The organism is Faucicola mancuniensis (assembly GCF_046523945.1).
Classification (GTDB): domain Bacteria; phylum Pseudomonadota; class Gammaproteobacteria; order Pseudomonadales; family Moraxellaceae; genus Faucicola; species Faucicola mancuniensis.
This window is the reverse complement of record NZ_CP171363.1, coordinates 1706361-1726879: the sequence shown is the minus strand read 5'-3', so window position 1 is coordinate 1726879 and position 20519 is coordinate 1706361. Positions and strand designations below refer to the sequence as shown.

Below are 20519 nucleotides of genomic sequence, written 5' to 3'. Positions count from 1 at the left end.
TGGCAACATAACCACGATGAAAACCTTAATTTTTACCCATTCCCCCTTTGACAATAGTACACTACAAGGCATTGAATTGATTGATAATTTATGCCAAAACCACAAAACCGATTTTCACGTTTTTTTGTACGGTGAAGCGGTTCACCTTGCCAATCCACTCACATGGCTACCTGCCGATATGCCAAATCCTGCCAAAACCTTGCAAAACCTTGCCAAAACCCACAATTTTACCATTCAAGTATGCGTGAGTACCGCTTTGGCTCGTGGGGTTGTGGACGGTGAAAACGCAAAACGACATGGTTTAACAAATCATAATATTGCAGAAAATTTTAGTTTGGTAGGGCTTGGTGAGCTTGCCATGCACTTACATAACTCAACTGATGTTTATCAATTTTAATCATTTATCAATCTTAAAAAAACTTTAAAAACAATTATTTATGAAAATTTTAATCCATATCCACGCCAATAATGATTTACTGTGTCATGAAGCTTTGTCTATGGCGTTTGCATTGGCAAGTTTTGAGCATGACATTCAGCTTAATATCGGTGAATGCTTATTTAAAAATTTGGTTAAAGAACCAAACGGCAAATTTGCCAGTATGTTAAGCTCGTTAGATTTGTACGATATGCCAAAGGCATGGCTATCTGCCGAACAGTTTGCCAAATTGTCATCGGTAACTTTGTCTTGTCAAAATCAACTTATACAGCAACCGACAACGATTGAACCGTTTGATACGGTTTTTTACTTATAATTAAAAAATTTGGAAAAAAGCATGAACATTGAATTAGACGCTGACGGACATTTGCTTAACCATACAGATTGGACAACGGATATTGCCCAAACGCTTGCAGATACGCTTGACGTACAACTCACCGAAGAGCATTTTGCGATTTTGCAAGCGGTGCGTGATTATTATGCCAATTTTAGCCACCCACCGACCACTCGCCCATTGATTAAATATTTAAGCCAAACGTTGCCACAATATCAGATTGATAACGCCAAATTACAAAGTTTGTTTAATACAGGGCTTGTCGCTCGCCATGTTAATCGTATTGCGGGCTTGCCAAAACCTGCGAATTGTTTGTAAATTTTTATCAAGATGAATGTTTAGAATTTGCTTAGGCTATTTTGGGTCATACGGCACAAGATTATCATAGCCCACACTTTGCCCTGTATCGCCTATAAAACCTTGCTGTCGCCATACTTCAAACAAGGTTATCGCCACGCTATTGGACAAATTTAGACTGCGAGAAGTCGGCAACATCGGCAAACGCAACCAATTTTGCTCGCCAATCATCGCTCGTACGTCATCGCTTAAGCCTGCCGTTTCTGACCCAAACACCAAGGCAATGTTTTTTACATTGCCAAAATCTTGTTCATATAAAGGTTTGCTAAGCTTAGTCGTTAAGCCCACGACTCGCTCAACGCCTTGATTTTGCAGGTTTTGCCAACAATCTTCAAAATTATCATGCACTTGCATATTCACCCATTCATGATAATCAAGCCCCGCACGGCGAAGTTTTTTATCATCTAAATCAAATCCGATGGGTTTTACAAGGTGCAAACTCGCCCCAGTATTGGCACAAAGCCGGATAATATTGCCTGTATTGCTTGGCATTTTGGGTTCAAAAAGTACAATGTGAATCATATTTTTTCAATCAGTTTGGTAAAAATAGCATAGTTTAACGTTTTTTTGCAAAAATTGGTAAATTTTTACAATTTAGCAAAAAAATTTACATTAAAACCATAGTATAGTAAATTTTTTACCGTTATTATAAGCACGAGTTAATTATTTATTTCACGAAAGATTAACCATAATCAAGTTGATTGATTACTCTAAAACCCTAAACATTTAAGGACTTTATCATGAAAAAATTAGTTATCGCAACTATCGCTTCTGTTTTTGTATTGACTGGTTGTAACACCATCAAAGGTTTTGGCAAAGACGTTTCAAAAACAGGTGAAGCTGTGTCAAACACTGCTCAAAAAGTTAAAAACAAAATCTAATTATTGTTAAAACAATAAAAAAACTCATCATTTTGGTGAGTTTTTTTACCTTATCACAATTTTTTGTTATATTCATTTTTATTTTTACGAGTATTTTTATGAAAAAAGTGATGAAAAAAGCCATTATTGTTAGCCTTTTGCCTTGTTTTTTATTGACAGGTTGTAATACCATTCGTGGTATCGGCACAGATATCGCAAGCATTGGCACAGGTATCCAAAATACCGCAGACAAGGTCAGTTATAACAACCAACTTCGTAAACAAAATGCCACGACTTATACCACCAACAATCCAAATTACACGTATCAAAATCCGCAAAACTATACCTATCCACAGACTGGTTACACACAAAACGGCTATCCGCAAGCCATTCCACAGCCCAATCCTTACTAGTTTTGTAGATGGTTTTGTTAATTTATGAAAAATCCCAACACCTGATATGTTCAGATTTTTGTTGGATTTTTTTATGGTCGGTGGTTTTGTCATATAAAACAACGTATTGGTTACAAATTTTTAGTTTACAAGTATTCACTTTAAATATTTTTTAAGGTACAATAAATCAATTTTTTAACCGATGGATACTGTGATGACAACTGCCAATCAACCCAACAACCAATCCAGCAGTTTTGACAATGCACCGATTAACTGGATTCCTGCTTTTGTACTGGTGAGTACGCCGATTTTGGCATTATTTTTGGTGCCGTATTATCTGTGGACGCATGATGTGACTTGGCAAGTGTGGGCGGTGTTTGCGTTTTGTTTGGCGTGGAGTGGTTTGAGTATTACCACAGGTTATCATCGACTTTGGTCGCACCGTGCGTATCAGACTCACCCTGTTTTAAAATGGTTTTGGCTGATTGGCGGTACGTTTGCCGTACAAAGTTCGGTTTTTGACTGGTGTAGCGGACACCGCACTCATCACCGCCATGTTGATGATGTAGAGCAAGACCCCTACTCGGTGAAACGTGGTTTTTGGTTTTCGCATATCGGTTGGATGTTAAAAAATTATCCAAGTGGCAATTTTGATTACAAAAATATTCCAGATTTGACCACCGACCCCATTTTACAAATTCAGCATAAATATTACGGTTTTTGGGTGTTATTAACCAATATTGGTATTCCGTTGTTATTCGGTTGGTTGGTTGGCGATATTGCTGGCACGATGATTTTGGCTGGTTTGTTACGTTTGGTGATTAGCCATCATTGTACGTTTTTTATCAATTCGCTTTGTCATATGTTCGGTACTCGCCCTTATACCGACACCAATACCGCTCGTGATAATCCAATTTTGGCGTTATTTACTTGGGGCGAAGGCTATCACAATTACCATCATTATTTTCAATATGACTATCGCAATGGCGTAAAATGGTGGCAATACGACCCAACCAAATGGATTATTTATGGTTTGTCAAAAGTGGGGCTTGCGTGGGATTTAAAACGTGTGCCTGATGTGGCGATACAACACGCCCAAGTTGAGATGAAATTTAAAACCGCACAAAACCATATTGACGGTTTTACAGGCAATTTGACGACCGATTTGCAACTGTTTAAAGAGCGGATTGTCAATGAACAACAAGCCTTTAAACAAACCATTAGTGAATGGCAAGCCCTAAAAGCTCAAGCGATTGAGATGAAAAAAAATGAATTTGCCCAACGTTTGCACGAAGTTGATGAAAAATTGAAAGACCAAATGCAAGCGATTGAACAAAAAATGCAACAACACGCCAAACAGTTGGAACAAGCCTTGGCAAGTTTGCAGGGTAAAATGGCTTAATCGTTACAATCAATAAAAAAGACTGGTAATTTTATCAGTCTTTTTTGTGTAAAAAAAATAATAAGAACCTGTATTCACAACGTTTTTGCAAAACAATTTGACAAAATTTTACTTTTTACCCAATAAATCTTTGTCTAATAATTCACTTAATTGTCGCTGATATTCTGTACCACGCCAAATAAAATGGACTTTTGCCTGCTCAAATGGTTTATCATCAAACCACAAAAACGTGCCTTCCATCATTTTTAGCCAATCATTCCAATCAATTTTTTCAACCCCCATTACCACCGCCAAAAACGCTGACAACAACGTATCATGACTAACTGCAAGCAACAAATGTCCATGTTTGGGCTGATGTTCATAAAATAGGCGTAAGATATCCAATCCACCTTGTTCTGGTAGTTTTGTGCCAACCAAATCCCTTGCCAAAAAACGGTTGATAAAATTTAACGCACCGATTTGTTTAAAAATCTCGCCCACTTGTTCAGGTTCAACCACCAAACTGCCCGGCTCAACCAATAACGACTGGTGCGAAATCTGCCGAGCAATGCCCGCACCTTCTTGCATCAAAATCGCCGTATCAATGCACCGCCCAATTGGACTACTGATACTATCCACGTCCATTGAATAGTCCAAATGTGTGGCAAGCCAACGCCCCCATGCACGAGCCAATACTCGCCCATTCACCGTCAAAGGCAAGGCATAACTGGCAAAGCCATTTTTGTCGGACGGCTCTCTCAACGAATGTCTGGTAAATAAAATCAACCGTTCATTTTTTGGCAATATTTTCACCGATTGCATCATGCTCGGTGGTAAGTGGTCAAGCAATGGCGGTAAAGGATTGGTAACCATCATAAACTCGCTAATATGTGTTGCAATTTTGCCATTGGGTCATCGGCTTTGGTGATAGAGCGTCCTATTACCAAAAAGTCCGAACCATTGTTAATAGCTTGCTTGGGCGTACAAATACGGCTTTGATCGTCCGCATTGTCATCTGCCATGCGAATACCAGGGGTAATCAGTTTAAAATCTTGTCCGCACAGTTGTTTTAGCATAGTGGCTTCTTGAGCAGAACACACCACGCCATCAAGTCCTGCTTGTTTTGTCAAAAGTGCCAAACGTTTTACATGGTTTTCCACGCTGTCATGAATGCCAATATCCACCAAATCTTGCTCGCTCATGGACGTTAAAACTGTCACCGCAATCACCAAAGTTTGATAATTTTGTTCCGTTAATCGCTGTTTTACTGTCTCCATGGCTTTTAGGCCACAACTGGCGTGAACATTCACCATCCACACGCCCAAATCCGCTGACGCTAACACCGCTTTGGCGGTGGTATTGGGAATATCGTGGAATTTTAAATCCAAAAATACGTGAAAATTGCGTTGATGAAGTTGTTTGACAATGTCCGTGCCATATTTGGTAAACAATTCTTTACCAACTTTTAAACGGCATAGCGTTGGGTCAATGTTATCCGCCAATGCCAACGCCTCGCTTTGATTCATATTATCCAAAGCCACAATAACAGGTGATGTTACTTTCATAATTTACCCTTCACTGATGATTGATTATGGTTGTTTGACAGTGGCTGATAGCCCAACATCGGCATTTTGGCTCAAATGCTGTTCGTAATTATGTTGCGTTTGCATGAGTTTTTCACGAGTTTGGTTTAATTCTTTGATTAAACGTTGATTTTCCAATTTCATTTGTAACACTTTAAACAAAATCAACGCCAACATCACCCCTGCAATCATGCCAAGCATGATACAAATAATCAACATCAAGCCCAAGTTCATCTGTGGTACTTGGCTAAACAACAAATTCACTTCAACTTGGTGGCTATTCACAATCACCAACATCAACGAGTAAGCAAACACCAAAAACAATAAAATCGCAATCAAATAACGCATGATAAATTCCTTAAAAAATGGATAATTTGAATGGTATTATACGTTTTTTTAATAAAAAAGGGCGAATTTTTATCGCCCTTTTGCTATTTTGTTACAAATTTATGACCAAATTGTAGCGTCAATTATACACCTTGATTTACCGATTCACGCAAGGCTTTGCCTGGTTTAAAATGCGGAATTGCGGTGGATTGTACCGAAACTTTTTCACCTGTTTTTGGATTTCTTGCCGTTCTAGGTTTGCGATGGTGCAAACTAAAACTACCAAAACCACGCACTTCCACTCGTCCATCATTCGTCAAAGTTTCTGTCATCAGTTCTAAAAGCTGTTTTGTCGCCTCTTCAATCGTTTCTTCTGACAATGTGCGACACTCATTTGATAGTTTATCAATCAAATCAGATTTATTGATAACTTTTTCCATATAACCTCTGTTAAAATAGCAAATGACAATTTGATGTTCTGATAACAAGCATTATCATCAACAATCATCACCAAAACTTACATTTTTATTATATAATTTTTACATTATATCAAAAGCAAATTCATTTTACTAGACCTCTTTCCAAACTAACCCAACTCGAAATTATAAATGGCACAAATCAAATTAACCCTTAAGCCAAAGCGTTTTCTGCGATTACGATAACGACAGGCTAGGATTTTAAAACGTTTGATTTTGCCGATAACATGTTCATTGGTTACCCGTTCAGAAGCTAATTCTCGATTGGCTTGTTTGTCAACTTTAGATAGTGGATTAAGCTTGGTTTTCTTTTTTGGGAATTTGCTATTGGCATGGTGTTTGTGTATGCCTTGATAGCCCGAATCTACTTGGATTAAGATACTAGGCTTTATACGCATTTTTGAGTATTGGTAAAGTTTAAAGTCATGGGTTTTACCTTTGCTAAAATGGGTACAAAGTATTTTTTTGCTGTTTTTATCGACAACGATTTGTGCTTTTAAGGTGTGGTGTTTCTTTTTACCTGAGTATTGCCTGCGTTGCTTTTTTTGGGTCGCTCACAAGGTACTTCGGTTGCGTCTATCAGTACGGTTTCAAGGTTTGGGTCTTGCCATAAAGCCTTTTTGCTAGGTAGGGCAAAGTCTTTGTGGGCTATCAGTATGCTTTCTACCCATTTGATGGTTTTACAGACAGCACTTTCACTGATACCAAAGTCTTGCCCTAGGTGAAATTGGGTGCGATATTCTCGGTAGTAACTCAAAGTCAGCATGAGCTTGTTTTCTAGGCTGATTTCATTTTTCCTGCCACCTTTTTTGTGTTGTTCGTTGTATGCTTCTTGTAGTATGGTGAGCATATGAGTATAGGTACTTCTTTGGATGCCAAAGTAGCGTTTAAATTGTGCGTCACTGAGTTTTTCTGCTTGTTCGGGTATCATGCTTTTGCTGTTTTTTCTAAAAATCAGTATTATACCAAATCACTATTAAGGTTTGGAAAGAGGTCTACTCTATTTTTTTTCTCAAATGCCAAAAAAAAGCGACTAAATTTGATAGTCGCTTTTTTTATCAATTAACAAACAATGTATCAATTATTCTTGATTGTTTTGTTGTTCTTTGATTAAGTCACCAATGGTTTTTGGCTGTGCTTCAATGTTGTTTGCACTCAAAGCTTTGATGGCATCACGTTGTTCTGCTTCATCTTTGGCTTTGATTGACAAGTTGATTGAGCGTGATTTGCGGTCTACACCAACAATTTTTGCTTCAACTTCGTCACCAACATTCAATACAGTAGAAGCATCTTCTACTTTTTCTTGTTGGATTTCTGATGCACGCAAGTAACCTTCAACTTCGTCTGCTAAAAATACTTTTGCACCTTTGGCATCAACTTCAGTTACTTTACCTTTAACAATCGCACCACGGTCATTAGCACTCAGGAACTCATTAAATGGGTCGCTGTTTAATTGTTTGATACCTAGGCTGATACGGTTTGACTCTGCATCTACAGATAGGATAACCGCTTCAACGGTGTCGCCTTTGCTGTAGTTACGGATTGCTTCTTCGCCATTTTCAGTCCATGATAGGTCTGATAAGTGAACTAAACCGTCAATACCGCCTTCTAAACCGATAAAGATACCAAAGTCAGTGATTGATTTGATTGTACCTGATACTTTGTCGTTTTTGGCGTATTTTTTATCAAACTCTTCCCATGGGTTTGGCATGGTTTGTTTTATACCTAGGCTGATACGGCGACGTTCTTCGTCAATATCAAGGATTTGAACCATGATTTCATCACCCACTTGTACCACTTTTGATGGGTGGATGTTTTTGTTGGTGTGGTCCATTTCTGATACGTGAACAAGACCTTCAATGCCATCAGCGATTTCTGCAAAACAACCGTAATCCGTCAAGTTAGTTACACGTGCTTTCACGTTTGTACCTTTTGGATAATTGTTTAGCACGTCTTGCCATGGGTCAGTACCTAGTTGTTTCAAGCCTAGGCTCACACGGTTACGCTCACGGTCAAATTTCAAGACTTTAACTTTTAGTTCTTGACCAACTTCAACTACTTCTGATGGGTGTTTGATACGTCTCCATGCCATATCAGTGATATGTAACAAGCCGTCAATACCGCCCAAATCAACAAACGCACCATAATCGGTTAGGTTTTTCACCACGCCAGTAACTTCTTGACCTTCTTCTAGGTTAGATAGCAATTCTTCACGCTCTGCTGAATTTTCAGCCATCATCACTTCACGGCGACTTACCACAACGTTGTTGCGTTTTTGGTCAAGTTTGATGATTTTGAACTCAAGCTCTTTGCCTTCAAGGTGAGCGGTGTCACGCACTGGACGAGTGTCTACCAATGAACCTGGTAAGAATGCACGTACTGAACCGATATCAACCGTGAAACCACCTTTAACTTTACCAGAGATAAGACCCATAACAATTTCATTGTTTTCATGGATTTTTTCTAGTACGCTCCAAGTTTCAACACGTTTTGCTTTTTCACGAGAAAGTTGGGTTTGACCCATACCGTTATCAACCGAATCTACAACAACTTGCACTTCGTCGCCAATCGCAACTTCAAGCTCGCCTTGTTCGTTCAAAAATTCTGCACGGTCAATCACACCTTCAGATTTTAAACCAGTATCAACAATGATACGGTCATCGTCAATCGCTACTACTTTACCTGAGATAACAGCACCGCGTTCAACTTGAAATGATTGTTGGCTGGCTTCAAACAGTTCAGCAAATGATTCCATCATAAAATATACCTTTATATAGCCGTAGCCTGTCCAGCACAGTACGGTTCAAATGATGACTTTTTATTAACAAATTGCTGGTTTTATGGGTTAATAAAAAATCAAAAAAATTGTAAAAATCAATAAAAATTTTAAACCAAATTTCGCTCTTGGCACAGTCTCTCTTGGCATAACTGCCAAACTTGTGCAAAAACTTGCTCGGCATTTAACACCGAACTGTCAATCACAATCGCATCATCAGCAGGTTTTGCAGGGGCAACCGCTCGACTACTATCACGCTCATCTCGTGCGATGATTTGGGCAAGCACTTCATTATAATCGGCTGTCTTGCCTGCATTTTTTAGTTGATTGAAACGGCGTTCGGCTCGTGCCTGTGCTGATGCAACCAAATAAATCTTGAGTGGTGCGTTCGGAAACACCACCGTTCCCATATCTCGCCCATCAGCGACCAAACCTTTTACCCCAACTGCCATATTTTTTTGTAAATCCAATAAAGCCGTGCGTACTTTTGGAAAAACTGCCACTTTTGAGGCATATTCGCCCACTTTTTCGGTGCGAATAAAATCGCTGATGTCTTGTTCATTGACAATCACGCTGATATGTTCAGAATTTTGTTTGGCTTTTTGAAAGTGAATGGTTAAAGACTGGGTTAAATTGGCAAGTTTTTCTTCTAATAATGTGTCATCACTATTATCGTCTAACAAGCCTTGTTCGTTTGCCATAAAACCGACAATCCGATACAAAGCCCCAGAGTCTAACATCGCATATCCCAAGGTATCGGCTAGACGAGTGGTTAAAGTCCCCTTGCCTGCCCCACTTGCCCCATCAATAGTGATGATGGCTGGATTTGATGTTAAAGTTGAATTTGACATTAATAAAATAAAAAATCAAGTTGGTTAGTTTAAAAAATCGGATTATTATAACATGCTTTGCTTTTGTTGGAAATAGCATTCATAAAATTTTTTGCACATACGAATATTAACATCTGTTTTACATGGTCGCCCAACTGCCGTTTTGCATGGCAAGTTGCTTATCCGCCATTTGTGCAAGCTGTCTGTCATGCGTTACCATCAATAATGCTGTGCTAAAATCATTTTGTAGCTGTGTTAAAATTTCAAACACCGCTTGGGCGTTGGCATAGTCCAAATTGCCTGTCGGCTCATCAGCCAACACCAAAGACGGCTTTGTTACTAACGCACGAGCAATAGCCACACGCTGACGCTCACCGCCTGACAATTCACCGGGGCGATGGGTCAAACGGTGTTCTAATCCGACTTTTTTTAACAAGTCAATCGCTTCATCTCGTGCGGTGTTGATTGGCACGTCATTTCGCATAAGCAACGGCATGGCGACATTTTCAATAGCGGTAAATTCGGCTAACAGGTGGTGAAACTGATAAATAAAACCCAAATGTTGATTGCGTAAATTGCCACGCTCGGTTTCGTTCAGTTGATTAATCAGCTTACCATGTAGCCAAACTTCGCCTTGGGTCGGCACGTCAAGCCCCCCCAAAATATGCAAAAGCGTACTTTTGCCAGAGCCACTTGTGCCAACAATGGCGATTTTTTCGCCACGATTGACGGTGATGTTTAAGCCGTTTAGCACGGTCGTGGTATTTTTGCCATCTTGATAAACTTTGCTAATGTTTTTGGCGTTTAAAATTTCACTCATATTTTAACTAATCTTTACAATTATTTTAAACATTAAATCTAAAGTGCATGACATCGCCATCTTGTACGATATAGGTTTTGCCTTCAAGGCGTGCTTTACCTGCAGCGGCTGCTCCTTTTTCGCCTTGATATTCAATAAAATCATCAAAGGCAATCACTTCAGCACGGATAAAACCACGCTCAAAATCCGTATGAATTACGCCAGCGGCTTGCGGTGCAGTCGCTCCCACAGGCACAGTCCACGCACGCACTTCTTTTACGCCCGCGGTAAAATAAGTTTGCATATTTAATAGCTCGTAACCTGCACGAATGACACGGTCAAGCCCTGCTTCTGTCATGCCCATGCCTTCCAAAAACTCGGCTTTTTCGTCTTCATCAAGTTGGGCGATTTCCGCTTCAATTTGATTGCACAGTGGTACGACAATGGCGTTGTCTTTTTCAGCAAATTCACGCACTTGGTCAAGATATGGATTGTTTTCAAAACCATCTTCGGCAACGTTGGCAATATACATGACAGGTTTTAACGTGATTAAACCGTAACTTTTAATTAGTTTTTTCTCGTCATCGTCAAGATTTGCCATACGAGCAGGTTTGCCGTCCGCCAAAAACGGCTCAATTTTATTAAACACATCAAGCATGGCTTTGGCATCTTTATCACCGCCTTTGGCTTTTTTGCCAACGTTGATAATCGCACGGCTCACCGCTTCCAAATCTGCCAACGCAAGTTCAGTATTAATGGTTTCAATGTCGTCAAGCGGACTGACACGCCCATCAACGTGAATGACATTGTCATCATCAAAACAGCGGACAACGTGGGCTACCGCATCGGTTTCACGGATATTTGCCAAAAACTGATTGCCCATACCTTCGCCTTTACTCGCACCTGCGACAAGCCCTGCAATATCCACAAATTCCATCGCCGTTGGCAATACTCGTTCAGGTTTGACAATGTCGGCAAGCTGTTTTAGGCGTGGGTCTGGCACAGGAACAATGCCTGTGTTTGGGTCCTTGGTACAAAAAGGGAAGTTTTCGGCGGCAATGCCTGCTTTGGTTAAAGCATTAAATAGCGTTGATTTACCAACGTTTGGCAAGCCAACAATACCACAATTAAAGCCCATATTTTTTCTCGCTTATAAAATTGAATTTAAAAAATATTGTATTCTAACAAAAAAATACGCTATTGTATGTATTTATCCGTGATAATTTTTGATAAAAATAAGGTAAAAAGTTGTGAGTTATACAAAATTACAAAAAGAAGTTGATAAATCTGGGTAAAAACACCAAGCTAAAATTGGTAAAATGACAATCAACCGACAAAACGAACTGTGCTATAATACGCCAATTTTAATCAATTTAACCAATAGGAAAACTTTGTGGCAACTTTTTTACAACACCAACCTAGAAAACGCTTTGGGCAAAACTTTTTACACGACAAAAGCATTATCAGCCAAATCATTGACAGCATTCGCACCAATCGTGATGATTTCATGCTAGAAATTGGACCGGGCATGGGAGCGATTACCGAACCTTTGTTGGCAGAAGTGGACAAATTAACCGTTGTGGAGTTGGACACAGATTTGGCGGATAGCTTGCGGATTCGCATTGGAGCGAATAGCAATGATGGCTTGACGATTGTCAAAGCCAATGCGATGGACGTGAATTATCGTGAATTATTCGCAAAAATAGCTCAATCAAACGACAGCCAAACCTACAAAAAATTACGCATTGTCGGCAATCTACCGTATAATATTTCCACGCCGTTATTGTTTCATTTGCTAACATTTGCCGATGTGATTCAAGATATGCACTTTATGCTCCAAAAAGAAGTTGTGGACAGAATTACGGCTGAAGTCAATAGCAAAGAATACGGGCGATTGTCGGTGATGATGCAGTATTTTTGTGAAACTGAATATTTGCTTACCGTGCCGAATGGGGCGTTTAATCCACCGCCAAAAGTTACCAGTGCGGTGTTTCGTTTAACGCCTTATCAACAAAAGCCGATAGTTGCCAATGATGAAAAAATATTTACCCTTGTGGTGCGAGAAGCGTTTAATCATAGACGCAAAACTTTGCGAGCGATTTTCAAAAAATCACCAAGTTTGCCAACCATTAGCGAACAAGATTTGATGAATGCAGGACTTGACCCAATGGCACGCCCAGAAACCTTAAGCGTGCGTGATTTTGTCAATTTAAGTAATGTCATTACTCATTTATCAACATAGGGCATTATCACAAAATAAAATTATTTAAAAAAAACAATTTATTTAAAAAATTAGATTTTTTGGCAAAAAGAACCATAATGATCAGTTTTCTAATAAAAGTAGAATTTTTTTCTAGGGGTTGTAGCAAGTATGTATTTTCGTCATCAGTACGTTATCGGCGATATTCAAGGCTGTTTTGCAGATTTGCAAAATCTATTAAAACAAATTAATTTTGATGAAAAACAAGATAAATTGTGGTTCGCAGGCGATTTGGTCGCTCGTGGCGAGGGCAGTTTGGCAACGTTGCGTTTTGTCAAAAATTTGTGCGAAAAAGGCTGTGCCGAAACCGTACTTGGCAATCACGATATTAATTTAATCGCCGTTTGGCGTGGTGTGGCAAAACTCAAAAAAAAGGACAAAACCCAAGCAATTTTTGACGCAAAAGACTGTGATGAATTGTTAAATTGGTTGCGTTTTCAACCTTTGTTGGCTTTTCCAGATGACAAAACCGTTTTAACCCATGCAGGTATTCCACCGCATTGGACGATTGAACAAGCTAAAATGCACGCCAAAGAACTGCAAACCCAGTTACAAAGCAGTCTGTGGCAATTAGACCGCCTATTACCCAACCTGTATAACAGCAACGATAACATAGAAAAATGGTCGCCCATGCTGTCAGGCTACGACCGTATGCGACATATTTGTAACTATTTTACCCGTATGCGACTGTGTCAAGCCGATGGCACGTTAGAATTTAGCTTTAAATCCACGCTTGATGACACCATGCCAGACGGTTTTCGTCCTTGGTTTGAGTGGAAAGTGGAACGTGAGCGTAAAATTTTGTTCGGTCATTGGGCGGGTTTAAAAGCCAAAATAGACACAAAATTAGTCAGAGCCTTAGATGCTGGCTGTGTCTGGGGCGGAGAACTTTTAGCCTATCGGTTAGGTGATGGCAAAACGTTTTGCACAGGTTGTAAAGGCTAAAAAATAAAAAGGTGGGAATTTTCCACCTTTTTATTTATGTTTTAAATATTAAGCGATTTTTTGGGCGACCAGTGCTTCGGAGGAATTTTTGCTTTCTTGTTTGAGCGTTTCCAAAAAGCCACGAATATTGGTAACATAGTGAATACACTGGGTATAGCGTGAATTACTGCTTTGATTTTCTACCAAATAGCGATACACTTCCGCCCAACTGTTGCCATTTTTGCCATCAGCGGAAAGCTTGGCTTGGATATTTTTGATGGCTTGTAGCCCCATATTATAGGACGCAAGGCTAAACCAAATGCGGTCAGACTCAGGCACATTACCAAACATTTGTTTAATAATGTTAAAGTATTTTGCCCCACCTTGGATGCTTTGCACAGGGTTCACACGGTCGGTTACGCCCATCGCTGTCGCCGTGTCATTGGTTAACATCATAATGCCTTTAACCCCTGTTGGCGAAACGGCTTCTGGATTTAACTGCGACTCTTGATAACCCATCGCCACCAATAATTCCCAATCCAAATCATGCTGTTTGGCATTGTGTTTAAAAGCAGACTGGTAAATTGGCAAACTGGCTTTCATAATTTTATTAAACTTTTGTTCGCTATAATCATTTTGAAACACATCTTGATTATAAAACTGTGCCAAATGTTGATTGGTGGTAACGACATTGCTATCGCACAAAAAGTCATTGGCACTTTTGGTTAAATCAACACTGCTTTTTGGGATTTGCAAGCTCATCTGTTGATTTAAACCATGTGCTGACAAATAATCTTGCCCACAACTTAGGCTAACATGGTTAAGTTGGACTACTTCTTGAGAAACATTGACATTGGTCAAAGCCAAATCCGCTTGTCCTGTCGCCACAGCTGTCATCGCTTCTTGTTCATCTGCGACCACCAAAGTCGTCAAATCAACGCCCAAATGACTGGCATAACCACGCATGACATCAACGCCAAAGCCGTGTTCATAGCCATCTTGCCCAAAGTACAAACTATTATCAGCAACAGTCGCAACTGTCATTTTCTTATCCTGCAAAATCATAGGCAAGTCTTTGTTCACGCTGACGGTTTCTTCTACTGGCGTAAAAATAGCTTGTCGCATATCACTGGCAAAATAGCTTAATGGCAAAATAAAACTCAAAATCCCAAAAATTTTTAACCAATTTTTTAAACGAAGTTTTGGATTAAAGCGTTGGAAAAAACCATGTGTTGTTTGGGGTTTTGGTGTGTCAAACACAAAGTGACCGTCTAAACACTCGGTGAAATGGTGAGAAACAGGTTTAAAAACTAAATTTTGTAAATTTAATAATTTTGGTAACTGTTTTAATGGTTTTGTTATTTTATAAATTGTTGTTGGTTGCATGTGTAGCTCCGTTTGCACACATACGTTGCGAGCGTTAAATTATATAATATGAACTATGCCAAATGAAAACGGTTAATGAACGCATTTTTGAAATTATCAAAAGCTCAACAATATTTGATAATTACAACTATCCAAAAAGTGTTCTCATCCAAAATAGGTCGTTACCATTTAACGCTAAAAAAAGAGATAAACTGGTTACCTCTTTTTAAACCTATGACGGTGATAATTTCCTACACAGGGTAAAAAATTATCCAATCATAAAAAAATAAAATACTATATACGGTCAATTTAAGGATACGGTTCGTAGCACTGTCTGTATGTGGGTACGCATTCTATTGCGTGGTGTTTTTTGTATTATGCCTAAATCAAACAATACCACTTATCCAAAAATAAAATTTAACCTCTATCAACGTATGTCATGCGATATCTTGGCAAAGCATGGCAATACATAACTTGACATATTTTATTACAAATGATTTTGGTCGTCATGTTATTTTGCGTAAATTTTGTAAAATATCGGTAAAATTACGGCTGTTTTTTAATTAAATCTATAAAATTCAACAATTTAATTTATAATTATAAAAACAAAATTTTATTATTGAAAAAATCAATTAAACAGGATTGTCAATATCAATAAAGCTGACCTTTAAGCCCAATTGTTCTTGCACATATTCGCCCAATGCCTTGACACCGCCACGTTCGGTCGCATGATGTCCGCAGGCAAAATATTCTATGCCCATTTCGCTTGCGATGTGGGTGGTGCGTTCGGACACTTCGCCCGAGATATAAGCATCACAGCCTTGTTTGATGGCTTGCTCAATCATGTCTTGAGCGCCACCTGTACAAATACCAATGCGTGAGATGGTTTTGTTATTGCCTGACAAATGTAGGGTCTTACGTCCCAAAGACGTTTCAATTTTTTGGATAAAATCAGCGACTGGCATGGGCTTGTCCAGCGTTGCGATATTGCCGACAGGATTTTTTTCGTGTGGGTATAAGGCTTCTGTTAAAGTTAAACCCAAGGCTTTGGCAAGTTGGGCGTTGTTGCCAAAAATGGGGTGTGCGTCCAATGGCAAATGATAGCCAATCAGTGAAATATTGTTTTGTAAAAGGGTGCGAATACGCTTGCCTTTCATGCCTGTGAGTGGGCTAGGTTCGCCTTTCCAAAAATAGCCATGATGTACCAAGATGGCTTGGGCATTGGCTTGAATCGCTTTATCAATCAAGGCTTGATTGGCGGTTACGCCTGTAACGATATGCGAAATGGGCGTATCGGCATCCACTTGCAGTCCATTGGGGCAATAGTCTTGAAATTCGTCCGCTTTTAATAGCTCATCTAGCCAGTTGGTAAGTTCGGTGGGTTTCATCGTTTTGTTTGGCATAACTTTCTCTTTTTTACAAATTTATCAACTTATTTTTATAAATTATTTTGGTAATTTTGGGTTTGTGTGATTGTTTGGTTCTAAGATTTTTTCCACAGCTTTGTCTTTGATGGCTTGTTTTTTTTCGTCAATTTCGCTTTGCGATAATTTTTCTACTTTTGCCAATTTTTCGGCTGGGCTTAGCTCAGATTTTGGCTCGGGTTTTTCTGTTTTTTCGTGTTTTTCATGTTTGTCATCAAAATAAATCACATTGCCATCGTTATCAATAAGGGCGTATTTCATCGGTTCTTTACGTGGGATAAAAAAGTCTGATGGTTGGTTAAAAAAGTGCGATGATACCAGTCCAAATAGATATTTCCATTCAAACATTTTGACATTACGCGCACGTAGTGCCGTAACCAACGCCAATGAAAAACTCACCAACAAGTTAATCATGCCAATGACAATCACGCCAAACAAACTTACCAAAATCACGCCAATCTCAGGGACAATGCCTGTGTTGGCATACATATTAAAAATACCGTGAATAAAATTGGCAGATGAAAAGGCGATGTGGCGAATGTCTAACGGCAAGCCCAAAATAATGCCTATCGTGCCTGTACTTCCCAAGAACACGCCAAATAAAAAGTTACTCATAATCGCACCCAGATTGCTTTCTATAAAATGGCTAAAGCGTTCTAAGCGGTCTGGGCGAACCCATGATTTGAGTTTTGGGTGGGCTCGCAGACGTTCACCGATACGGCTATGCACCGCTAAGTTATCATAATACCCTGCAATCAAGCCTGAAATATACAAATACACGCCTGCAATCGCTGCGTGAAATATCGCAAGCGAAGTAAACGGATTTAAATCATGTAATAAATGGTCGGCTTTTTTGATACTGGTAAACGGTTCACCAATCACAAAATACCAAAACAACGAAATGCCCAACGCAATCGGCATGGCGATAGAAATATTCCCCATAATCGCAATAAACTGCGTTCGCAAAATATCCACGACAAGCTCGGCAAGCTTGGTCATTTGCCCTGCTTTTCGCCCTGTCGTCTCTGAAATGGTGGATGCAATCGCATCCGCCGTCATCGCAGGCTGTTTGGTCGCAACCGTACCGCCAACAATGTGAATCAACACAAAGCCCAAACCATAAATCATACTATAAATAAAAGCCACACCAAACAACGCCACATCAAGACTACCTGCCAACACTTTGAGCGATGCCATAAAACCAATTAACAAGCCCCCAATGGCGGCTTTTTTGTACATTTTTTGGTAGCCTTTAGTATCGGTACTGATATAATGCTCGCCGACTTTACTGGCATTTTCGGTAACTTTACGAGATAGCAATGCCGTGTTAATACTAAATAAATATTTAAAACTACCCCGATTATACGACCCTTCATATAACGTATGAATCAGTTCTACCAACGCCTTTTTTTGGCTATTTCTATCCGATGATAACAACGTTAATAACAGCTCAAGACGGTGAATACTTTGTTCCAAACGCACCAACATATTGGTCGTGCGAATGGTAATCCCTGTTTTGTGAATACGTTTGCGAATATTTTGCAAAATCACTTCGGCTTGGTCGGTCAAAACAAAAATCTGACTGCTATCGGCAGGTTCTACAGGCAACGCATGGTTGTCTTCAACCAAATGATTACTTTCATAATGCTCAATAAACTCTCGCACTTCGTGATTGATTTCAATAAAAGTGTGCTGATTGGACTGCGGATTGGGAAAAACTTTTAACATATCAGCGTGCAAACCCACACCACTGATGCGGTGCGACAAAATCACAATCGCTTTTAAAATATTTTGTTTTAATTGATTGACAATTTTTTCGGTGCCAACAGGTGGATTTAACAGCAACACCAACTCAAGCCACCAACGCTCGTTAATCAGCTTTATCCACTCATGATTTTTTTTGTTAAAAAGTAAATGAAATAGCGTTACCAACTCTTTATCATCTGGAACAGGTGGTAAAATACGCTGACCCAATAACAAATGAAACTGCGATAAAAAACTTTCATCCGACAAAATACCCATATCGGTATAAACTGCCGTCTGTCTGTATTGTGCAATCAAATTGAGCAAAAACACACTCAATCCATCAGCCCATGCCTTTTTCTCTCGTAACAAACGCACAAAAATAGACATATGTTCATTTGCACTGCTTTCGTCATCGCTGTTTTCACGCAGATTGTCTAACAATTGTTTAAAAATTTTCACGTCAGGCGTGCTTTGATTGTCCGTGATTTCTTGTAAAATACGAGCAAGCTCACGTTGTAGCGTTATGACGGTGCTGTTATTATTATCGTTGTTATTTAAAATGGTTGTCAAAATAAAAGCCTTAATAAAAGATTGATTACAATAAAAAGGGAAAATTTAATCTACTTTTGACAAAAAATCCACTATTTTTTTGCAACAAACTATGATTTAATACAAACTTGTTATACAAAAAATTACCAAAAATGACAACAACTGACCATCTAAACACGCCAGACAATTCTTTTGTGCATTATCATCAGCCAGACCCTGTTTTGCAAACGACCGTACAATCTTGGCTTTTTGCCGAACTGTTGCCTTGGCAAAAAGACACTTGGCAATATTTTACAAATCATTACCAAAATTCAACAAAAGCCTTGCCCCACGCCATTTTAATCGGTGGCAATGCAGGCACAGGCAAGCGGGCATTTGTGTATCGTTTTGTGGCGTGGGCGTTTTGTCAAAATAACCAAAAACACGACATGCAGACCGCTTGCGGACATTGTGAAAGCTGTCAATGGCTGATTGCCAACACGCACCCAAATTTGTACCAACTGCCAAAACCATTATTAGAAGCAGAAAAATCGCCCAAAAAAAATCAAATCCTTGATGAAAGCCCTACGCACCAAGCCACGACCACCATCAAAATTGACGATATCCGAACTATGCAACCTTTTGTACAGCAGTCCAGTCATGGCGTGCGAATCGTGGTGATTCACCAAGCCGACCAGATGACGCTTGGGGCGAGCAATGCTTTGTTAAAAACTTTGGAAGAACCTGCCGACAATGTGCTGATGTTTTTGCTAAGCGATACGCCATCACAGCTATTGCCGACCATTCGTTCACGTTTGCAGTCGTTTAAAGTCAGTCATATTTTGCCCCATCAATCGCTTAATTTTATGCAAAACCAATTACCAAATGCCCATTTAACCGACTTAGAACAAGTCAATCATCTGTCGTCTTATGCCCCATTTGTGGCAATGGATATGTTGCACAGCCAATGGTATCAACACCGCCAAATGTGGATAAATAGCTGGCAAGCGGTGCGTTCTGGCAACCGAACACCCATTCAAGCAAGCGATTATTGGCAAAAAAATTTAAGTTTAAGCGATTTTTTGTACTTATCCCAAATTATGTTGATAGAAGTGGGCTACATTGTCAATCAGTTACCAAGCCTTCAAAGTGATTTAAATTGGGATAAACTGCAACCTATGCCAAAAATGCTTGGCATTTTGTCATTACAAAATGTTATTGAACAAATTTGGCAAGATAGACGGCAACATATTCAAGATAAATTGTGTTATGATAAACTAATAAATGCAATGCAATTGTGTTAAAATAATCTTTATCAATTTTTTAAAAAGGAAATACCATGGCAATGCCTTCTCGTGGCGGTATTACCACGATTAACTATGATACCGTTGAAAAACTTTACGCAAGTTATATGCCTTATATGCAAAATGGGGCAATTTTTGTGCCCAGCACCCAAGAGCAAACCCTTGGAGCTCAGACCTTTATCACCATTACCCTACCAGGTAGTAGCGAACGTATGCCGTTAAATGGTAAAGTCGTCTGGGTACATCATCGCAGTCAAGGCAATCGCCCCGCAGGTTATGCGTTGCAATTAAGCAAAGACGAAGCAGGTTTACGTATCAAAAACGAAATTGAGCGTTTGTTAGCAGGGCAATTAAGCGGTGATAAACCAACCTTTACCCTATAATTTGATAACCAACTAACGACTACCAAAAATAACA

Annotated in this window: 23 protein-coding genes; 10 read left to right on the top strand and 13 right to left on the bottom strand. The window is 39.4% G+C overall.

The window, feature by feature from the left end; genetic code table 11:
* Nucleotides 1–16 precede the first annotated feature (16 nt).
* The 3 genes from ACGTJS_RS08525 to ACGTJS_RS08515 are packed head-to-tail and all read left to right on the top strand — an operon-like array spanning nt 17 to nt 1088.
* Nucleotides 17–397 (top strand): DsrE family protein, encoded by a 381-nt coding sequence (locus tag ACGTJS_RS08525; RefSeq protein WP_410471754.1) that lies wholly within the window; start codon nt 17–19, stop codon nt 395–397.
* A 40-nt stretch (nt 398–437) separates the two neighbouring features.
* Nucleotides 438–752, top strand: coding sequence for a hypothetical protein (locus tag ACGTJS_RS08520; RefSeq protein WP_315043789.1), 315 nt, complete (start codon nt 438–440; stop codon nt 750–752).
* 21 nt (nt 753–773) lie between these two features.
* Complete coding sequence (locus ACGTJS_RS08515) at nt 774–1088, top strand: TusE/DsrC/DsvC family sulfur relay protein (protein WP_315043791.1); 315 nt, start codon at nt 774–776, stop codon at nt 1086–1088.
* 36 nt (nt 1089–1124) lie between these two features.
* On the opposite strand, the gene ACGTJS_RS08510 is transcribed toward ACGTJS_RS08515, so the two are convergent.
* Nucleotides 1125–1649: a tRNA (cytidine(34)-2'-O)-methyltransferase gene (locus tag ACGTJS_RS08510; protein WP_410471753.1), complete on the bottom strand. Its 525-nt coding sequence runs from the start codon at nt 1647–1649 to the stop codon at nt 1125–1127.
* Between the two features lie 218 nt (nt 1650–1867).
* Between ACGTJS_RS08510 and ACGTJS_RS08505 the strand changes: the two genes are divergently transcribed.
* From ACGTJS_RS08505 to ACGTJS_RS08495, 3 genes are all read left to right on the top strand, one after another.
* Nucleotides 1868–2008 (top strand): entericidin A/B family lipoprotein, encoded by a 141-nt coding sequence (locus tag ACGTJS_RS08505; RefSeq protein WP_410471752.1) that lies wholly within the window; start codon nt 1868–1870, stop codon nt 2006–2008.
* 98 nt (nt 2009–2106) lie between these two features.
* Entirely contained in the window at nt 2107–2400 is a 294-nt protein-coding gene (locus ACGTJS_RS08500) for a hypothetical protein (RefSeq protein WP_315044034.1), read from the top strand.
* A gap of 193 nt (nt 2401–2593) precedes the next feature.
* On the top strand, nt 2594–3781 hold the full coding sequence (locus ACGTJS_RS08495) for a fatty acid desaturase (protein WP_410471751.1): 1188 nt from the start codon (nt 2594–2596) through the stop codon (nt 3779–3781).
* A gap of 108 nt (nt 3782–3889) precedes the next feature.
* Here the strand turns inward: ACGTJS_RS08495 and ACGTJS_RS08490 are convergent, their stop codons facing one another.
* The 9 genes from ACGTJS_RS08490 to ychF all read right to left on the bottom strand — a co-directional run bounded on the left by ACGTJS_RS08490 (nt 3890) and on the right by ychF (nt 11689).
* Complete coding sequence (locus ACGTJS_RS08490; protein WP_410471750.1) at nt 3890–4636, bottom strand: histidine phosphatase family protein; 747 nt, start codon at nt 4634–4636, stop codon at nt 3890–3892.
* On the bottom strand, nt 4633–5325 hold the full coding sequence (gene pyrF, locus ACGTJS_RS08485) for an orotidine-5'-phosphate decarboxylase (protein WP_410471749.1): 693 nt from the start codon (nt 5323–5325) through the stop codon (nt 4633–4635). Before pyrF ends, ACGTJS_RS08490 begins: the two co-directional genes overlap by 4 nt.
* A 24-nt stretch (nt 5326–5349) precedes the next feature.
* A complete protein-coding gene (locus ACGTJS_RS08480) occupies nt 5350–5691 on the bottom strand; it encodes a LapA family protein (protein ID WP_315044024.1) in 342 nt (113 codons plus the stop codon).
* Nucleotides 5692–5813: 122 nt separating this feature from the next.
* Complete coding sequence (locus ACGTJS_RS08475) at nt 5814–6110, bottom strand: integration host factor subunit beta (protein ID WP_315044022.1); 297 nt, start codon at nt 6108–6110, stop codon at nt 5814–5816.
* A 146-nt stretch (nt 6111–6256) separates the two neighbouring features.
* Nucleotides 6257–7077 (bottom strand): IS5 family transposase gene (locus ACGTJS_RS08470; RefSeq protein ID WP_410471559.1). Its coding sequence is split into 2 segments (ribosomal slippage): nt 6257–6693 and nt 6693–7077, totalling 822 coding nucleotides; the frame shifts between segments, so codons are not numbered across the junction.
* Nucleotides 7078–7227: 150 nt separating this feature from the next.
* Nucleotides 7228–8904, bottom strand: a complete 1677-nt coding sequence (gene rpsA, locus ACGTJS_RS08465; protein WP_410471748.1) for a 30S ribosomal protein S1 — start codon at nt 8902–8904, stop codon at nt 7228–7230.
* A gap of 128 nt (nt 8905–9032) precedes the next feature.
* Entirely contained in the window at nt 9033–9773 is a 741-nt protein-coding gene (cmk, locus tag ACGTJS_RS08460) for a (d)CMP kinase (protein ID WP_410471747.1), read from the bottom strand.
* Nucleotides 9774–9891: 118 nt separating this feature from the next.
* A complete protein-coding gene (gene lolD / locus ACGTJS_RS08455; protein WP_410471746.1) occupies nt 9892–10572 on the bottom strand; it encodes a lipoprotein-releasing ABC transporter ATP-binding protein LolD in 681 nt (226 codons plus the stop codon).
* A gap of 25 nt (nt 10573–10597) precedes the next feature.
* A complete protein-coding gene (gene ychF / locus ACGTJS_RS08450) occupies nt 10598–11689 on the bottom strand; it encodes a redox-regulated ATPase YchF (RefSeq protein WP_315041970.1) in 1092 nt (363 codons plus the stop codon).
* A gap of 255 nt (nt 11690–11944) precedes the next feature.
* Between ychF and rsmA the strand changes: the two genes are divergently transcribed.
* Both rsmA and ACGTJS_RS08440 read left to right on the top strand, forming a co-directional pair.
* Entirely contained in the window at nt 11945–12793 is an 849-nt protein-coding gene (rsmA, locus tag ACGTJS_RS08445) for a 16S rRNA (adenine(1518)-N(6)/adenine(1519)-N(6))-dimethyltransferase RsmA (protein WP_410471745.1), read from the top strand.
* A 129-nt stretch (nt 12794–12922) separates the two neighbouring features.
* Nucleotides 12923–13756 (top strand): symmetrical bis(5'-nucleosyl)-tetraphosphatase, encoded by an 834-nt coding sequence (locus ACGTJS_RS08440; RefSeq protein WP_410471744.1) that lies wholly within the window; start codon nt 12923–12925, stop codon nt 13754–13756.
* 48 nt (nt 13757–13804) lie between these two features.
* On the opposite strand, the gene ACGTJS_RS08435 is transcribed toward ACGTJS_RS08440, so the two are convergent.
* From ACGTJS_RS08435 to ACGTJS_RS08425, 3 genes are all read right to left on the bottom strand, one after another.
* Entirely contained in the window at nt 13805–15121 is a 1317-nt protein-coding gene (locus ACGTJS_RS08435) for a transglycosylase SLT domain-containing protein (RefSeq protein ID WP_410471743.1), read from the bottom strand.
* Nucleotides 15122–15732: 611 nt separating this feature from the next.
* A complete protein-coding gene (locus ACGTJS_RS08430) occupies nt 15733–16503 on the bottom strand; it encodes a Nif3-like dinuclear metal center hexameric protein (RefSeq protein ID WP_410471742.1) in 771 nt (256 codons plus the stop codon).
* Nucleotides 16504–16545: 42 nt separating this feature from the next.
* Nucleotides 16546–18840 carry a site-specific recombinase gene (locus tag ACGTJS_RS08425; protein ID WP_410471741.1) on the bottom strand — a complete coding sequence of 765 codons (2295 nt, stop codon included), beginning with the start codon at nt 18838–18840 and terminating at the stop codon, nt 16546–16548.
* Between the two features lie 131 nt (nt 18841–18971).
* On the opposite strand from ACGTJS_RS08425, the gene ACGTJS_RS08420 reads away from it, so the two are divergent.
* Both ACGTJS_RS08420 and ACGTJS_RS08415 read left to right on the top strand, forming a co-directional pair.
* Nucleotides 18972–20102 carry a DNA-directed DNA polymerase gene (locus tag ACGTJS_RS08420; RefSeq protein WP_410471740.1) on the top strand — a complete coding sequence of 377 codons (1131 nt, stop codon included), beginning with the start codon at nt 18972–18974 and terminating at the stop codon, nt 20100–20102.
* Between the two features lie 35 nt (nt 20103–20137).
* The gene (locus ACGTJS_RS08415; protein WP_315041953.1) at nt 20138–20485 is read left to right on the top strand and encodes a PilZ domain-containing protein; all 348 of its coding nucleotides are present in this window, start codon (nt 20138–20140) and stop codon (nt 20483–20485) included.
* Nucleotides 20486–20519: the final 34 nt, after the last annotated feature.

What these genes read in the sequence shown, in the direction of transcription:
- ACGTJS_RS08500 (WP_315044034.1), top strand. Translation starts at nt 2,107, where the DNA reads ATGAAAAAAGTGATGAAAAAAGCCATTATTGTTAGCCTTTTGCCTTGT.
- ACGTJS_RS08435 (WP_410471743.1), bottom strand. Translation starts at nt 15,121, where the DNA reads ATGCAACCAACAACAATTTATAAAATAACAAAACCATTAAAACAGTTA.
- ACGTJS_RS08520 (WP_315043789.1), top strand. Translation starts at nt 438, where the DNA reads ATGAAAATTTTAATCCATATCCACGCCAATAATGATTTACTGTGTCAT.
- ACGTJS_RS08505 (WP_410471752.1), top strand. Translation starts at nt 1,868, where the DNA reads ATGAAAAAATTAGTTATCGCAACTATCGCTTCTGTTTTTGTATTGACT.
- ACGTJS_RS08440 (WP_410471744.1), top strand. Translation starts at nt 12,923, where the DNA reads ATGTATTTTCGTCATCAGTACGTTATCGGCGATATTCAAGGCTGTTTT.
- ACGTJS_RS08480 (WP_315044024.1), bottom strand. Translation starts at nt 5,691, where the DNA reads ATGCGTTATTTGATTGCGATTTTATTGTTTTTGGTGTTTGCTTACTCG.
- lolD (WP_410471746.1), bottom strand. Translation starts at nt 10,572, where the DNA reads ATGAGTGAAATTTTAAACGCCAAAAACATTAGCAAAGTTTATCAAGAT.
- ACGTJS_RS08495 (WP_410471751.1), top strand. Translation starts at nt 2,594, where the DNA reads ATGACAACTGCCAATCAACCCAACAACCAATCCAGCAGTTTTGACAAT.
- ychF (WP_315041970.1), bottom strand. Translation starts at nt 11,689, where the DNA reads ATGGGCTTTAATTGTGGTATTGTTGGCTTGCCAAACGTTGGTAAATCA.
- ACGTJS_RS08490 (WP_410471750.1), bottom strand. Translation starts at nt 4,636, where the DNA reads ATGATGGTTACCAATCCTTTACCGCCATTGCTTGACCACTTACCACCG.
- ACGTJS_RS08430 (WP_410471742.1), bottom strand. Translation starts at nt 16,503, where the DNA reads ATGCCAAACAAAACGATGAAACCCACCGAACTTACCAACTGGCTAGAT.
- ACGTJS_RS08420 (WP_410471740.1), top strand. Translation starts at nt 18,972, where the DNA reads ATGACAACAACTGACCATCTAAACACGCCAGACAATTCTTTTGTGCAT.
- ACGTJS_RS08525 (WP_410471754.1), top strand. Translation starts at nt 17, where the DNA reads ATGAAAACCTTAATTTTTACCCATTCCCCCTTTGACAATAGTACACTA.
- rpsA (WP_410471748.1), bottom strand. Translation starts at nt 8,904, where the DNA reads ATGATGGAATCATTTGCTGAACTGTTTGAAGCCAGCCAACAATCATTT.
- cmk (WP_410471747.1), bottom strand. Translation starts at nt 9,773, where the DNA reads ATGTCAAATTCAACTTTAACATCAAATCCAGCCATCATCACTATTGAT.
- ACGTJS_RS08475 (WP_315044022.1), bottom strand. Translation starts at nt 6,110, where the DNA reads ATGGAAAAAGTTATCAATAAATCTGATTTGATTGATAAACTATCAAAT.
- ACGTJS_RS08415 (WP_315041953.1), top strand. Translation starts at nt 20,138, where the DNA reads ATGGCAATGCCTTCTCGTGGCGGTATTACCACGATTAACTATGATACC.
- ACGTJS_RS08515 (WP_315043791.1), top strand. Translation starts at nt 774, where the DNA reads ATGAACATTGAATTAGACGCTGACGGACATTTGCTTAACCATACAGAT.
- pyrF (WP_410471749.1), bottom strand. Translation starts at nt 5,325, where the DNA reads ATGAAAGTAACATCACCTGTTATTGTGGCTTTGGATAATATGAATCAA.
- ACGTJS_RS08510 (WP_410471753.1), bottom strand. Translation starts at nt 1,649, where the DNA reads ATGATTCACATTGTACTTTTTGAACCCAAAATGCCAAGCAATACAGGC.